Source organism: Rhodococcus kronopolitis (assembly GCF_042654025.1).
In the GTDB taxonomy this organism is placed as follows: Bacteria; Actinomycetota; Actinomycetes; order Mycobacteriales; family Mycobacteriaceae; genus Rhodococcus_G; species Rhodococcus_G kronopolitis.
On sequence record NZ_JBHSFO010000006.1, the window covers coordinates 1 to 14,616 of the forward strand.

The window sequence follows — 14,616 nt, forward strand, 5'->3', positions numbered from 1 at the left end:
GCACAACCATACATGATGGTGTGACTTCGGATTTACCAGGCTCTTACGTCCAACCTCGTGTCCCGTGCCTCTCGGTCCGGGTCGGTGTCCGTGTCGCTCTGACTCGACAAAAGTTACGTGACCGTGAACGGATAGGCAAATCGCCTGGTCAGGACGTCGCCACTGCCCGTGGAAGCCAACATGCCGACCAGATCCGCAGATATCGTGGTCACCATGCTCCTCGCACCTCGGTACGGGCAGGCCTCGTTGGCAGACCTGATCCCCTCCGCACTCGCGTACCTGGACGTTCCCGGCGAGACCGACCGAATCGGTCTCGACCTGGACGGCATCTCCCGGGTCTGTGTCCTCCTCGTGGACGGGCTCGGCGCAGAACTCCTTGCGGCACACCCCCGCCAGGCACCGTTCCTGTCCCAGTCGGCCGGCCGGCACCTGACTGCCGGCTTCCCCACCACCACCTCGACGAGCCTCTCCTCGATCGGCACCGGACTGCCGTCCGGCGAGCACGGGGTGGTCGGCTACCTGATCGCGGCCGAGGGCCAGGACCGCCTGATGAATCCGCTCAAATGGCGACTGCACGGCGCCGGCCCCCGCGTCGACCTGCTCCAGGAACTCGTCCCCGAGCAGTTCCAGCCCACCCCCACCGCATTCGAGCGGGCAGCACAACACGGCATCACCGTGACCCGGGTGGGCCCGCCGTACCAGTACGAGTCGGGCCTGACCCGCGCCGTGCTGCGAGGTGGCACCTTTGTGCCGAGCTTCTCGATGGGCGATCTGGTCGACGGTGCGGCCACCGCGTTGCGCGCGGCGGAGCGCACTCTCGTCTACGCCTATCACGGCGAACTCGACCTGACCGGGCACGCGCGCGGCGCCTGCTCGGAGGCCTGGGCGCTCGAGCTCGCGCAGGTGGACCTGCTGGTCCGACAGCTCGCGGATCGACTCCCCGCCGACGCGGCGCTGATCGTGACCGCCGACCACGGCATGGTGGACGTGCGGTCGCCCGTCGACCTCGACGCCCTCCCCGAACTGCACGACGGTGTCCGGCTGATCGGCGGCGAGCCGCGGGCCCGCCACGTCTACACCGACGACGGTGCCGCGGCCGGCGTTGCGGCCCGCTGGCGGGACCGGTTCGGCGAGGACTACGAAGTGCTCACCCGCGCGGATGCGATCGCCAACGGGTGGTTCGGCCCGGTCGTGACCCCTGCGGCCCACCGCCGAATCGGTGACGTGATCGCGCTGGCCCGAGACACCGGGGCGCTGATCCGGACCGCCGCGGAGCCGCTGCAGTCCAGGTTGATCGGACACCACGGCTCGCTCACCTCGGCGGAACTGCACGTGCCGTTGCTGACCTTCCGGCGTTGAGAACCGCGTCGGGAGTACCGGTCGGCGGCGGGTGCCGACCCGGGTAAGCCCCCGGCGGCTCTCCTCCACCGGGGGCTTACCCGTTGATGTACGCGGACTCCGCGTCGCGTGTCAGCTCCAGCTGGCCGCCGCGCTGTTGTTGGTCGCGTTCATGTCGTCGTTGCCGGCACCAACCGCGCGGCCGATCGCCTCGAGCACCATGTTCAAGTCGTTCGCCGCGGTGTCCCACTTGGCCTGCTGGGCCTGATAGGCCTCCGATGCCGTCCCCTCCCACTCGGCGACCAACGGTGCGAGGTAGCTCTTGAGGTCCGCCAACTTGCCGTTGATGTTGCCGCTGCTTGCGGCGATGTCCGCCCGGGCGCCGTCGATGGCCCCGAACGTGTAACGCATGGTTCCGCTCATGTCTCCCCCTACACAATGTGAATCGAAGTTGGCCTGCGCCCAAGGGCGCGGACTCAGATGTTCAGGCCGCCGCCGGCGCCGCTGATAGCGCTGGTGTGGTCGTCCTGCGCCGCCGCGTATGCGACGCCGTTGGCCCGGATGTTCTCGCTGATCGCAAGCAGCGACTCGTTGAGCCGCTTGGCGCTGGAATCCCAACGAGCCATCAGGTTGTCGAAGGCGACCTTCGCCGCGCCCTCCCAGGCACCGTTGACCGCAGCGAGCCTGCCCTGCAGCGACGACAGCTGCGCCTGGATGTCCACGTTCACATCACCGACGTGCCGCGACGCGGACTCCATCGTTTCCGTCGTGGTCCTCATCTGACCGCTCATGCCCCACTCCTCACTTCTCGTCCCGTGTCCAAGGGGTTCGGGTCCGGGTGGACCTGGCTCGGACCGCGCCTACACAGGGTTGGACGCGGTGCGAGTGCGGTTCGGTTCCGCCGAGGCCCCGACTACTTCGTGCACCCGCCGTCACGGCCGGTCGACCGTCACCGCCACCGAACGAATCACCTGCTCACACGGCTCGACGAGGTCCGGCCATCGATCGATCGTCGTCTGGCATCCGATGCTGACCTGCAACCCGTCGACGACAAGAACCCGCCAGCGCACCTCCGAGTCCGGATCGGGGACCTCGCGATAGGTCAGCAGCTCTCGCCCACCTGACTCCTCTAGGCCAAAATCCCGAAAGATGCCGGGCCGCTGCGCAATCCGCCGCCGCAACGCATCGGCGACGGCATCGAGGTCAGCCCCCGGCTCGAGTTCCTTCTGCACCACCAGGATCCGTGCCGGGGCACCGTCGTCGCGAACGAACTCGAGCCGATCCTCGCGACGCCCCTCGGCGCGCTCGCCCCACCCCGGCGGCACCGGGACGGCCACCCGGCCCGTGTTCGACCGCTCGACGGGCTCGGGCACCGCAACACCGACGGCCGCCGGCACCGACAACGGCGGCGACGGCGACGGCGACGGCGACGGCGTCTCTGGATGCGGCGACTCCGGACTCAACCCCACGACGACCGCCGCGGCGGCGAGTGCCACGAGCGCCGAACCTACCGACACACCCGCCCCGATCCGCAGCCACCGACGTCTCGGGGGAACGAACTCGGCGGCACCCGGCGACGGTGATTCCGGCGGGGTCGTGGGCCGCCGCTCCCGGGCCAACGCCAGCGCACCCGCCACCACCTGCGAACCAGTGACCGCGCGCACGACGGTGGCCGGGCTGCCCGCGGAATCCAGGGCCTTGCGCAGCACCTGTCGATCGTGCGTGGACAGTTCACCGGTCACCAGCACCCACGGCGGCCATGCCTGGCATGCCTCGCGCAGCGGCGCCGCTGAATCGCCCTCAGATCCGCGGACCGCCGGACCCGCGTCCGCGCGGCCGGCGATGTCCGCCGATCCCCATTCACCGAGGTGGATGCAGTCCGCGGATCCACCGATGGTCAGCGTCGACGTCAGGCGCCCAACGTCGAGCACCGCGACCTCTGTGTCGTCGCCGGTACCGACCGCCCGGCGGACCGCCTCCGGCAGCGGAACCAGGACGACCTCGCGGCCGACTGATCGACCGGCTGCGGCGAGGCTGTCCCGACGGAGCCGGCCCCAGTTCGCCGGGTGCGTGAGAACCACCACGTCCACGACCTCGGCGCACCCGGACCCGGCCGCCGCGTGCGCAAGCAGACCCACGAGCACCTCCGCCATCTCCAGCATCTCGCGGCCGACGGCAAGAAGTCGGTCGTCGATGTACCTCACCGGGTGCCGCTCGTAGGACGCGGGCCCGAGGCCGCGCGGCGCTTCGCCGAACGCCATACCCGACTCGACAACGAATACGGTTGCTGGACAGTTGAACTCAACATCACCGCAGCGTGCCCACACCGTGGATTCGGTCAGGTGCACCCCCAGCAGTCGGTGTGCCCTCACAGCGCGTCCAGCCACGCAACCTGGATCAGCGAGGACCCGGCCCGGGTGATGAGCGTGCCACGGCCCGCGGGCATCTCGCTTGCGCGGACGGCACCGATCAACGCGCCCTCGTCCCGGCTGCCGTCCATCACCAGACCGACGGGTACCAGCTCCCGGACCCTCGCAAGCACCGGCTCGTACAGGGCGCGGGCCGCCCCCGCGGTCCGACGCGCCAGGACCAGATGCAGCCCGATGTCACGCGCGTGCGGCAGATAGTCCAGCAGCGGGGCCAGCGGGTTGCCGCTGGCCGTGGCAACGAGGTCGTAGTCGTCCACCACGACGTAGATCTCCGGCCCGCTCCACCAGGTCCGGTCACGCATCTGCTGGGGAGTGATCTCCGGGCCCGGCATCCGGCCGGCGAGGATCCCGGCAAGCTCGGCGATCATCGGGGTCAGTGCTGTCGACGACGCCGCGTACCCCGCGAGGTGGTCGCCCTCGACGACACCGAGCATGGTTCGCCGGTAGTCGGCGAGGACGATCTTCGCCTGAGCCGCGGTGTTCGATTCGACGAGACCCGAACAGATCCCCCGCAACAGCGTGGTCTTGCCGCAGGAACCGTCGCCGAACACCAGCAGGTGCGACTGGTCGGTGAGGTCGACGGAAGCCGGGGCCAGTTCTGCCTCGTCGATGCCGATCGGGATCCGCAGCCACGGCTGGTCCCGCCCAGTCGGCGGCCACTGCGGCAGCGCCGCAAGCACTTCGGGGCGTCCGCACCTGGCCGGCAACATCCGGACGGGTGGGGCACCGGCACCGGGCCACGCGGCGACCACTCGCGCCACCGCATCGACGACGCCGACGACCAGGTCAGCGCTGGTCGCCACTCCGTCCATCCGGGGCAGTGCGGTCAGCAAGTGCAGGCCCTCGCGGGTCATGCCCCGGCCCGGCCTGCCGTCCGGCACCCGGGACGCCTTGGCCCTCCCCATGTCCGAGTCCGACGGGTCGCCGAGCCTCAGTTCGATCCTGGTCCCCAACTGGTCCTTGAGCGCCGGCCGGATCTCGCCCCAGCGTGACGCGGTGACCACGACGTGCACACCGAACGACAGGCCCTGACCGGCGATCGCGCCAATCGTCGCCTCCAGCGGTTCGAAGTCCTGCCGGATGCCCGGCCAGCCGTCGATCACCAAGAACACGTCACCGAAGTCGTCCTTGCCGACGCCGACGGCACTCGACCCACCGGCCTCCCGCAGCCTCCGGAACTCGGCCATCGAGTCGATGCCGAGTTCACGAAACCGCCGCTCGCGTTGCCGCAGCACGGTGCTCATCTCCGCAACCGTGCGCCGCACCCGGTCGACGTCGAGCCGATTGGCAACCGAGCCGACGTGCGGCAGACCTGCCAGCCCCGTCAGCGTGCCGCCGCCGAAGTCCAGGCAGTAGAACTGCACCTGCCGTGGCGAGTGCGTCAGGGCCATCGACATGATCAGCGTGCGCAGCGCGGTGGACTTGCCGGACTGCGGCCCACCGACAACGGCGACGTTGCCCTGCGAGCCGGACAGGTCGACCACGAGCGGCGCGCGGCACTGGTCATAGGGTCTGTCGACCACGCCGATCGATGCCCGTAGGTCACCGAACCCGAATCTCGACGCCGCCACGGACGGGATCGGCAGCAGCTGGTCCAACGTCGGCGGATCCGTCAGCGGCGGCAGCCACACCTGGTGCGCCGCAGGCCCGTGCCCACGCACTCGGTCGACAACGGCCTCGAGCACGCTGCGCCCGGACTCCTCGTCGACCCTCGGCGACGGAGGCGGTGTCCCGTGACCGATATCCCTGTGCGACAACGGTACCGGTGCCGCACTGAACAGCAGCGGCAGCGCGTCCACCGCGGCCGACCGACTCCGGATCGGTGCGCCCGAGGCGCCGACCGCGCACGGACCCGACACGTACGCCGCCGAAAAGCGCACGATCTCCGAGGAGTCGCACTTGAGATAGCCCGCTCCCGGCGCGGCCGGCAGGTGGTAGGCGTCGGGCACCCCCAGTACAACGCGGGACTCGTTGGCGGAGAAGGTCTTGAGCCCGATCCGGTACGAGAGATGACTGTCCAGGCCGCGGAGCTTCCCCTCGTCGAGCCGCTGACTGGCCAGCAACAGGTGCATGTGCAGTGATCGCCCCAGCCTGCCGATCGCGACGAACAGGTCCGCGAACTCGGGTTGCTGGCTGAGTAGCTCGGAGAACTCGTCGACGACGATGAACAACGCGGGCAGCGGCGTCAGGTCGGCGCCTGCATACCGGGCCTTCTCGTAGTCGGAGACGTTGGTGAAATTGCCCGCCGAACGGAGCAGCTCCTGGCGGCGGTTCATCTCACCCGCCAACGCGTCCCGCATCCGGTCAACCAACGCCAGTTCCTCGGACAGGTTGGTGATCACCGTCGCGACGTGCGGTGCCTGCTCGAGCCCGAGGAAGGTGGCCCCTCCCTTGAAGTCGACCAACACCAGGTTCAGGGCCTCCGGCGAGTGGGTGGCAATCAGGCCCAGTACCAGGGTGCGCAGGAACTCGGACTTGCCGGAACCGGTGGCGCCGATGCACAGGCCGTGCGGGCCCATCCCGTTCTCCGCCGCCTCCTTGAGGTCGATCTCCACCGTCGATCCGTCCGCACCTACACCGATCGGCACCCGCAGCCGGTCCCGAGCCGACCGCGGCGCCCACGCCGACCGCGGGTCGAATTCCGCCACGTCGGCGATACCGAGCAGGTGCTGCCAGCGCGCAACGGGCGGGCCGTCCGCGGTGTCGGACTCGTTCCCCTGCTGGGCGGTGGCCCGGAACGGAGACAGCCGACGGGCGGCCGTCTCCGCCTGCGCGACGCTGAGCCCGTCGGGGACCGCAAACGTCTCGACACCGGACCCGGTTCGGGCGCCGACCGATCCGTCCTCGACGACGAGTTCGATGCCACGGGTCGCAGCCAGCGACGACACGATGCCGGCCAGGTCCACCACGGTGACCGACTCGAGTCCGTCGGCCAGTCGACTGTCGTGGTCGACGATCCCGCCATCGAGCACGACGACGACCTGGGCGAGAGTCGCGACCGCCGGCGCGCCACGCGAGTACCCCGGCCGCAGCGCCAGCAGCGGCTGCAGGGTGATGTCGAGCTCGGCCAGCGAACCGAAGACCATGCGACCGACCCCGACACCGTCGACCACGTCCGGGTTCGCCGTGTGCGGGAGCCACTTGGTCCACTCCCACTCTGCAGCCGTGTCGGGACCGCAGAGAATCGCGACCCGAACCTGCTCTGGCGAGTGGAAAGTGCACAGCTGCAACAGCATCGACCTCACCAGGTCGCGCGCGACGGACCGGGAACCGCCCACACCGATCGCCGCAAACCCACGTAGCGACACCGAGGTGGGCAGTTCGGGTACCACCGAATGGGTGCGGACGAACCTCCGCAGCGCGATGGCCGCGACCGGCTCGAGGTCTTCGACCGGACCGGTCTCGGGCGCGATCAGCCTGGTCGCCAACCGCTGACTGCCGGTCCCCACCCGCACGTGGCAGTAGTCGGGGTCGGTACCCCGTCGTTCCCACATCCGGTCGGTGCCGGCGAGCGTCCACAGCAGGTGCGGATCCGGGTGATTCCACTCCAGCGCGCGACGCTGCCGGTCACCGGTGTCGTAGACCTCGCCGCGCAGTTGGTCGAGGTACCGCAGGTAGTCCTTGCGGTCCTCGTCGATCTCCGCCGCCCGACTGCTGCCGCCGCCACGACCGCCACCGAGCATGCCCAGCATCGAGACGACCATCATCACCGGGAACAGCAGCGACATCGGATTCGCCGCCATCCCCGAGGTGAACATCAGCGCCACCATGCCGAGCATCGCGACCACCATCACCAGCGGCAGCATCTTGGTCAGCAGGTTCCCCGGCACCGTCTTCGGCACCTCCGGCGGCGGCTGCAGACTGAGCTCGCCGCCCGGCGTGCGCGGCTCCTCCCGCCGAGCCTTGCGTACGAAGCGCACAGTGCTCACGCGCGTCCACCCCCATGATCTTCGCGTTGTGCCGACGTCCGTCCCGCCCCCCGGGCCGATGCGTCGACGTCGAAGGCTAGCGGATTTCAATTCCGACAAAGCCGCATTCCCGAGAATCTCCGGTGTCGTAGAGTGCGTGCGTGTTCCCACGCGGGGGCACCGCGGGTGGGGACCCGCGTGCCAGGGGGGACAGACCAGGATGAACAGTCTTGACTCGACCGGTTCGCCGGCCGTCGCGTCGACCGGCGGAAATGCCGACGGAAATGCCGAGCTGTGCCGGTTGACGGTTCGCACCGAACACACTCAGGTCGATCTCGCAGTGCCGACCGAGGTGCCGGTGGCGATGCTCGTTCCCGGGATCGTCGACCTGCTCGACCAACACAACAACTCCACAATTCATTACAGTGCAGCTACTTTCGACGAATCTGCCGACGACTCCGGGGTCACCCGATGGGCGCTGTCCCGAATCGGCCAGGAGCCGCTGGCCGCGACGGCGACCCTGGCCGAACATGGCGTTCGCGACGGCGAAATGCTGCTCCTGGCGGCCGCGGCGCGCAGTGCACCGCCCCCGCTGTTCGACGACCTCATGCACAACGTCGCGGCCGTGGACGCCGAACGCTACCGACGCTGGGATGCGGCTTCCGCGCGCGCCATGGGCACGGTGGTCGCCGCTGCCGCGACCGGCACCGGGTCAGCCGCACTCCTCGTCGCCCGCAGCGACGGTGACGGCATCCTCGGAGCCCTGACCGCGCTCGCGGTGGCCGTCCTGGCGGCCACCGCCGGGGCGGTGTTCAGTCGGGTCTACCGGGATCACGCGGCCGCCGTGGCACTCGTCGGATGTGCCCTGCCGATGTCCGCTGCGGGCGGGGCCCTGCTGGTTCCCGGCGGCCTCGGTGCCGCCCACCTCTTCCTCGGCGCCGCGACCTGCGCGGCCTTCGCGGTCCTCGCGCTCCGAGCCAGCGGGGTTGGCCTGGCACTGTGCACCGGCACCGCTGCCGCCGCAACCCTGTTGGGCGCGGCGGCGGGCACCGCCACCCTGACCGAGCAGCCACCTCACGCAATCGGGGCGGTGCTCGCGGCAACGGCGCTGGCCGGCCTGGCGGCCGCCCCACGACTGTCGATCCTGTTGGCAACGCTGCCGCTGCCGCCGGTCCCCTCGCCCGGTGCGCCGCTGGAATCCGCGGAGTTCGCGGATCCGGCCCCGGGCGGGGTACCGGCCGCGTTCGTGGATCTCGAGGTCCGCACCCGACGGGCCCGCCGGTACCTCACGGGACTGGTAGCCGCGATGAGCCTGACCACGGTCGCCGGTGCGCTGGTCGCCGCACGCGCCTTCTCCGGGGACGGCATCTACTGGCCCGGAACGGCGTTCGCGGCGACCTGCGCAGCAGTGCTGATGCTGCGTGGTCGCGGCCACTCGAGCCTGGGTCCGGCCACCGCCCTGATCGGCGGCGGCGCCCTGCTGCTCGCGCTGGCCCTCACCGGTACCGCCGCGGCCGGCACCGCACCACCGGTCGCCGTGTTCGCGCTCGCCGTGCTGGGCGCGGGTGCCTCGCTCACCCTCGGCATGCTCGCACCCGCGCACTCCTTCTCGCCGGTCCAGCGCCGCGGGGTCGAGGTCCTCGACTACGCGGCGATCGCCGCGGTGGTGCCGTTGGCCTGCTGGGTGTCCGGCCTCTTCGCCACGATGCGCGGGCTGTGACCGCGCGGACCCGCCGAGCTCCGGTCGCGGTCGTGCTGGCGGGGTTCGTCATGCTCGGTCCGGGCACCGCCACCGCGGGACTGATCGGGTCCGGCATCGCAGCCGCGGTGCTGCCGCCCAGCGTCGACCCGTCCCGGCTGCCACCGAACGTCCCGCCGGTACCGCTGGCCACCGAGCTTCGCGACCCCTGTACGGAGACCTCGCCGGTCAGCGACCCGGCACCGGTTCCTGCCCCGCAGCGGACACTGGACCTGGAGTCGGTGTGGCCGTTGACAACCGGGCGTGGACAGTTGGTCGCCGTCGTCGACACCGGGGTCGCGCGGCATCAGCGGCTTCCCGGACTGGTCGCCGGCGGTGACTACGTCTCCGCCGGCGACGGTACCGAGGACTGCGATGCGCACGGCACCCTGGTCGCCGGGATCATCGCCGCAGCCCGCGACGACTCCACCGGGTTCGCCGGGGTCGCGCCGGATGCCCGCATCCTGACAATTCGACAGTCCAGCAACATCTACCGGGAGGTGCGTGGCGGCCGGAGCGCCGAGGGACGAAATGCGCGAGGCGCCGGCGATGTCGGCACCCTCGCGCGTGCCATCCGCCGGGCCGCGGACCTCGGCGCGAGCGTTGTCAACATCTCCGAGGTCGCCTGCCTGCCCGCGGGTACCGACGACGGTGGCACTCTGGGCGCCGCAGTGGACTACGCATCGCGGGTCAAGGACGTCGTGCTGGTCGCCGCGGCGGGGAATCTCGATTCGGATTCCTGCCGGAACTCGAATCCGCCGCCGAACCCCGCTGAACCACATGCGAATCCGTGGGACTCGGTCGTCACCGTGGCCACCCCCGCCTGGTACGACGACCAGGTGCTCACCGTCGGGTCGGTCGACCCGGACGGACGCTCGTCCCCGTTCACAGTGCCGGGGCCATGGGTGGACGTCGCAGCGCCCGGCACCGGCATCACCTCGCTGGATCCGCGACGGACGCGGGCGTCCGACGTCACCGACGGCAGGAACGGCGGCACCGTGCAGGGCACCAGCTTCGCCGCACCGTACGTCGCGGGGACCGTCGCACTGGTCCGGGCGCGTCACCCACAGCTCACCGCCCGCCAGGTGATGGACCGGATCGAGGCGACCGCCCACCGGCCGGCCGACGGCTGGAACCCGTACGTCGGCCATGGGGTCGTCGACCCGCTGGCCGCAGTGACCGCCGAGACCGCTTCGGCCCCAATCGGTCCCGATCCGTCGTCACGGGAACTGGCCATCACCGGAGCCGTCGCCCCGCAGGACCCGCGCCCCCGTACCACCGCGCTCTTCGGGGCGATCGCGGTCGGCTCGGCGCTGGGCGTCGGCCTGCTTGCGTCGTTCCCGCTGCGCCGGATCCGTCAGCGAGCGGGGTCCGACACCGCCACCGGATGATCGTCCGGCGCCACACCGTCGTGGGCCAGGAATGCCGCCTGCCGCGCCAGGGTCGGTCCAGATGCAAGCAGTGAGAGGATCTGCCACGGGGCCGGGGACCCGGGAGCGGAGAATCCGAGAGCCTTTGCCGCCTCGGCATTCTCGATGCCGAACCGCACGCCGGTGTCCGCGACGAAGAACAATGCTCCGGACCGTTCGCTCGTCGGCGTGACACCGGTGGAGTGGACCAGTCCGCCGCTGCCCGGGCGGAGGTAGGCGGAGTCGGCGTTCTCGCCCGTGCCGTCGGCCTGGGCGAGAACGACGGGGCGGGCCCCGTCCGGGAGCGGAAGCGCGTTGCCTGCGATCACACTGATCGACGCGCGCAACCCACCCGGCGCCTCTTCGGCACCCGGAACCGGCTTCCAGGACAGGCAGCTGACCGGACTGCCTGCGGACCCCACGATTTCCGGTGCCTCCAAGGGAAAGCTGGACACCGCGAGATCCTCGGACCGCGGCAACCGCGACACCAGATCCGGCGTGACGGTGTCGGTGGCCGCATCGCCCTGCGAATCCGAGTACCGGATCAGGTCTGCGGTGGCCTGACCGACGCGCTGCAGGCCACCGCGGAGCAGGACGTAGAACGCGGTCTCCCCCGCGCCTCGAACCTGCACCACCGAGCCGACGGTCTTGCCCCCCAGCGAGTACGACGGAAGTTCTCCCCTGCCGTCAATCTGTGGCGGCGTCAGTGCCGGCGCCTCCGGGATGGCCGCGAGCAGCCCGGCGCTGACCGGCCGCGGTTCGACGCCGTCGAGCCCGAAGGCCAGCGAGACCGCGTGGTCGTCGAGGTCGACCCGGCTCCGCGTTCCGGCCCGGACCAGGAAGACGCCACCGCTTCCGCGCGCCAACAGCGCCTGCGAGTCCGTGAGTGCGGCCGCCTGCTCACCGAGTACGGGGTCAACGCCGAGTACCGCGGTGCTCACCACCCGGTTGCCACCGGCGTCGAGGGTGTCGCACACCGACCAGGACGAGAGTTCCCCGTCCGGAAGCGCCGACGGCGCACCGGGAATGCCCACCAGGGCCCCGCGCGGCCGGCTGCCCAGCTCGGACTCTTTAACCGTCACCGGGGCCGCCGAACTACCCGAGATCAGCCGAGCCGATGCCAGGTTGAGCGCCGGGTGCAGGGTGTCGCCGAGCGCGACGAACATCGCGCCGGAGTCCTTGCCCACGACAATCGGGGCATCACCGATCCGGTCCTGCGGCCGGACCAGTGCCAGCGCGGCACACGCGGCCAGGCCCACTACCGCGACGACGGCCCCCACCGTCATCGCCCTCGACTGGCTACGCATCGGATCGTGCAGCATTCGCACGTCCCTGCGCACCAGCGCATGTTCCATCCGGCGTACCAGGAAGCGGTATCCGCTCACCTGGACGCGTGTGGTCGGCTGTGCAGCCATGGTCCCTCCCCCGCGACGGCCCACATTGACGCGTCGCACACAGTACAGTGACCGTCGGCCGGAGCAGGGGTAAATGCGCCGGTCGTGGGGACCGGCGCATGGGGATGCCCGGAGGGGAACGGGGGATGGGCGTGTTTCGACGACGGGGGCGGAGTCGGCGGGTACAGCCGCGAGTATCGGCCCGCACACTGGTGTGCGCACAGCTGCTGGCGGCGGGCGGGGCGGTGGTCGGCGCCCTGACGGGGCTGACCTGGTGGCAAGGGCTACTGGTGGCCGCCGCGGTCACCGCGGTGGGGCTGACTCCGGTACGCGGACGCTGCCTGCTCGCCTGGGTTGCCGCAGCCTGGGACTATCGCACCCCGCCGCGCGCAATACCGTTGATCGTCAACGACTTCCGGCAGGACGACGCACCTTCGATCGGGCTCCGCTGGGACCTCGACACCGCCCGTGACGGCACCACAGCACTGTTGGCGGTCATCGAGGTGACGCCCGGTGTCGGCGCCGTGACCGAGCCGACCAGGCAGTCCGTCGGGGCCGGCCACCGGCTGCCGATGTCCGTGATCGCGGCGGCGCTGAGCCACCACGACCTGCGGCTCAGCGGAATCGACGTCGTCAGCCACGGCCGCCGGACCGCGGCGGGCAGCCCCGCCGCCGACGTCTACGGCCAGTTGATCGGGCCGCTGCCGGCCACGGCGCTGCGTACGGTGTGGCTGGTCCTGCGGTTCGACCCGTCCGCCGAGGCGGAGGCGGTCACCCGGCGCGGTGGTGGCCCGGCCGGCGCCGCGCGAGCAATGTCGGTGATCGCCGAGCGGACGATCCGCTCACTCGCCGCCGCGGGCTGCCCGGCACGGGTCCTCGATGCCGCCGAGATCAACTCCGCCGCACTGCAGGTCGGCCACGGATCGCGGCCGGAGCCGGGCGTCCGCGCGTGGACACACTCGCCACTGCCGGGTGCCTTCAACACCGGGTACTCGATCGACCCGCGGGCACTGACCGCGGAACTCCTTGCCGCCCTGTGGGCACAGCCGAGCCTGGGCACCACTGTCGCACTTCGGCTCCGACCCACGACAGATCCGGCGAGCGTGCGGATCGGCGCGTCGTGCCGGTTCACCACCGCGACCCGCCCGGTACGGCTCGACCTGCCCGGTCTGGTGTCGATGTCGGGCCGGCACCGCGACGCACTCGCGTCGGCGCTGCCTGCCGCCCCCGGCCACCTCGACGTCCTGACGGACTTCGAGGAATTCGACCTGTCCCGGCTCGACGCACTGGGGCTACCCGCCGCCGGATGCGGGCAGTTGATCGGGTCCGACGCCGACGGCCGAGCGCTGGCAACCCGGATCGTCGGCGCCGAGATCGGCTCGGTCGATGTCCTCGGCGAGCCCTACCTGGCCCGGCAGCTGGTCCTGCGCGCGGTCGCCACCGGCGCGCGGGTACTGGTCCGCTCCGCACGCCCGCAGGACTGGGAGCCGCTGGTGGACATCGTGGCCGCGCCGGACCGACTGCGGTTGACCCATGAGCAGCGGATCGACCCGCGATTCGACGCGGTGCTGTTCGACGGCGTCCCGGCCGCCGACCTCGGGCCGGGCGTCACCTCGATCCTGCTGCTGGACCGGCCCGGGCCACCCGGCCGCGACCAGCCGGACGTCACCGTCGTCCAACCCGGGTCGTGCGGCGATCGAATTGTGTTGCGGACGAGGCAGACCCGGGCCGAGTTGACACTGGTCACCGTACCGCCGGAATCCGCGTTCCTCGGGCGAACTCGGACCGAGTCTCGGTCCGGTCAGCCCGGGTACGCGCGCTCGGACCGAGCCGACCGTAGCGCCTCGGCCCACCAGGCGAGCTGACCGAGGAGCCGAGCCGAGCCGTCGATCGCGGCACCGTCGTCACTCTCCCCGTCCGGGCCGAACCGCTTGCGCGCCTGGTGAAAGCTCACCGTCTGCCGGACCGAAACCATGTGCACCTCGGCCACCACCTGACGCAACTGCTCGGTTGCCCGCAGGCCACCGGACAGCCCGCCGTACGAGACGAATCCGACCGGCTTGGCCCGCCACTGCTCCTTGGCGCTGTCGATGGCGTGCTTGAGCGCCGCCGGATATCCGTGGTTGTACTCGGGCGTCACCACGACGAACGCCTCGGCGGCACCGATCCGGTCCCGGAACCGATCCGACTCCGCCGTGCGCGAGAGGTCGGCGGGCAGCGCGACGTCGGCGAGGTCGGTGACCGTGGTGGCGAACTCCGGACGCTCTCGGGCGCGGCGAAGGAACCACTCGGCGACGACGGGAGCGAACCTGCCCTCCCGCACACTGCCGATGATCACTTCCAGCCGAATCGGTTCCGTTGCCACACCCCATCGAACCACGCGACCGCTCCGTCCCCGGG

10 protein-coding genes are annotated in these 14,616 nt (G+C 71.0%); 4 read left to right on the forward strand and 6 right to left on the reverse strand.

What is annotated here, in order from left to right:
* The first annotated feature begins 213 nt into the window (after positions 1-213).
* Entirely contained in the window at positions 214-1,359 is a 1,146-nt protein-coding gene (locus ACFO6S_RS13360) for an alkaline phosphatase family protein (protein ID WP_378417704.1), read from the forward strand.
* 111 nt (positions 1,360-1,470) lie between these two features.
* Here the strand turns inward: ACFO6S_RS13360 and ACFO6S_RS13365 are convergent, their stop codons facing one another.
* The 4 genes from ACFO6S_RS13365 to eccCa all read right to left on the reverse strand — a co-directional run bounded on the left by ACFO6S_RS13365 (position 1,471) and on the right by eccCa (position 7,696).
* Positions 1,471-1,761, reverse strand: coding sequence for a WXG100 family type VII secretion target (locus tag ACFO6S_RS13365; RefSeq protein ID WP_378417705.1), 291 nt, complete (start codon positions 1,759-1,761; stop codon positions 1,471-1,473).
* Positions 1,762-1,814: 53 nt separating this feature from the next.
* Positions 1,815-2,129 (reverse strand): WXG100 family type VII secretion target, encoded by a 315-nt coding sequence (locus ACFO6S_RS13370; protein ID WP_378417707.1) that lies wholly within the window; start codon positions 2,127-2,129, stop codon positions 1,815-1,817.
* A 141-nt stretch (positions 2,130-2,270) separates the two neighbouring features.
* Positions 2,271-3,599 (reverse strand): type VII secretion-associated protein, encoded by a 1,329-nt coding sequence (locus ACFO6S_RS13375; RefSeq protein WP_378417709.1) that lies wholly within the window; start codon positions 3,597-3,599, stop codon positions 2,271-2,273.
* A gap of 107 nt (positions 3,600-3,706) precedes the next feature.
* Positions 3,707-7,696, reverse strand: a complete 3,990-nt coding sequence (eccCa, locus tag ACFO6S_RS13380; RefSeq protein ID WP_378417711.1) for a type VII secretion protein EccCa — start codon at positions 7,694-7,696, stop codon at positions 3,707-3,709.
* 199 nt (positions 7,697-7,895) lie between these two features.
* Between eccCa and eccD the strand changes: the two genes are divergently transcribed.
* Both eccD and mycP read left to right on the forward strand, forming a co-directional pair.
* Positions 7,896-9,395: a type VII secretion integral membrane protein EccD gene (eccD, locus tag ACFO6S_RS13385; RefSeq protein WP_378417713.1), complete on the forward strand. Its 1,500-nt coding sequence runs from the start codon at positions 7,896-7,898 to the stop codon at positions 9,393-9,395.
* 50 nt (positions 9,396-9,445) lie between these two features.
* Positions 9,446-10,804 carry a type VII secretion-associated serine protease mycosin gene (mycP, locus tag ACFO6S_RS13390; RefSeq protein WP_378417822.1) on the forward strand — a complete coding sequence of 453 codons (1,359 nt, stop codon included), beginning with the start codon at positions 9,446-9,448 and terminating at the stop codon, positions 10,802-10,804.
* Here mycP and eccB read toward each other — a convergent pair.
* Positions 10,771-12,237 (reverse strand): type VII secretion protein EccB, encoded by a 1,467-nt coding sequence (gene eccB, locus ACFO6S_RS13395; RefSeq protein WP_378417715.1) that lies wholly within the window; start codon positions 12,235-12,237, stop codon positions 10,771-10,773. The two genes, mycP and eccB, sit on opposite strands and share 34 nt — an antisense overlap.
* A gap of 125 nt (positions 12,238-12,362) precedes the next feature.
* On the opposite strand from eccB, the gene eccE reads away from it, so the two are divergent.
* Positions 12,363-14,081: a type VII secretion protein EccE gene (eccE, locus tag ACFO6S_RS13400; RefSeq protein ID WP_378417717.1), complete on the forward strand. Its 1,719-nt coding sequence runs from the start codon at positions 12,363-12,365 to the stop codon at positions 14,079-14,081.
* Here eccE and ACFO6S_RS13405 read toward each other — a convergent pair.
* A complete protein-coding gene (locus ACFO6S_RS13405) occupies positions 14,018-14,581 on the reverse strand; it encodes an NADPH-dependent FMN reductase (protein ID WP_378417719.1) in 564 nt (187 codons plus the stop codon). The genes eccE and ACFO6S_RS13405 overlap by 64 nt on opposite strands.
* Positions 14,582-14,616 lie beyond the last annotated feature (35 nt).

Bases quoted from the DNA above. Each gene is read 5' to 3' on its own strand.
- ACFO6S_RS13360 (WP_378417704.1), top strand. From the start codon at position 214: ATGCTCCTCGCACCTCGGTACGGGCAGGCCTCGTTGGCAGACCTGATC.
- ACFO6S_RS13365 (WP_378417705.1), bottom strand. From the start codon at position 1,761: ATGAGCGGAACCATGCGTTACACGTTCGGGGCCATCGACGGCGCCCGG.
- ACFO6S_RS13370 (WP_378417707.1), bottom strand. From the start codon at position 2,129: ATGAGCGGTCAGATGAGGACCACGACGGAAACGATGGAGTCCGCGTCG.
- ACFO6S_RS13375 (WP_378417709.1), bottom strand. From the start codon at position 3,599: ATGGCGTTCGGCGAAGCGCCGCGCGGCCTCGGGCCCGCGTCCTACGAG.
- eccD (WP_378417713.1), top strand. From the start codon at position 7,896: ATGAACAGTCTTGACTCGACCGGTTCGCCGGCCGTCGCGTCGACCGGC.
- mycP (WP_378417822.1), top strand. From the start codon at position 9,446: ATGCTCGGTCCGGGCACCGCCACCGCGGGACTGATCGGGTCCGGCATC.
- eccB (WP_378417715.1), bottom strand. From the start codon at position 12,237: ATGGCTGCACAGCCGACCACACGCGTCCAGGTGAGCGGATACCGCTTC.
- eccE (WP_378417717.1), top strand. From the start codon at position 12,363: ATGGGCGTGTTTCGACGACGGGGGCGGAGTCGGCGGGTACAGCCGCGA.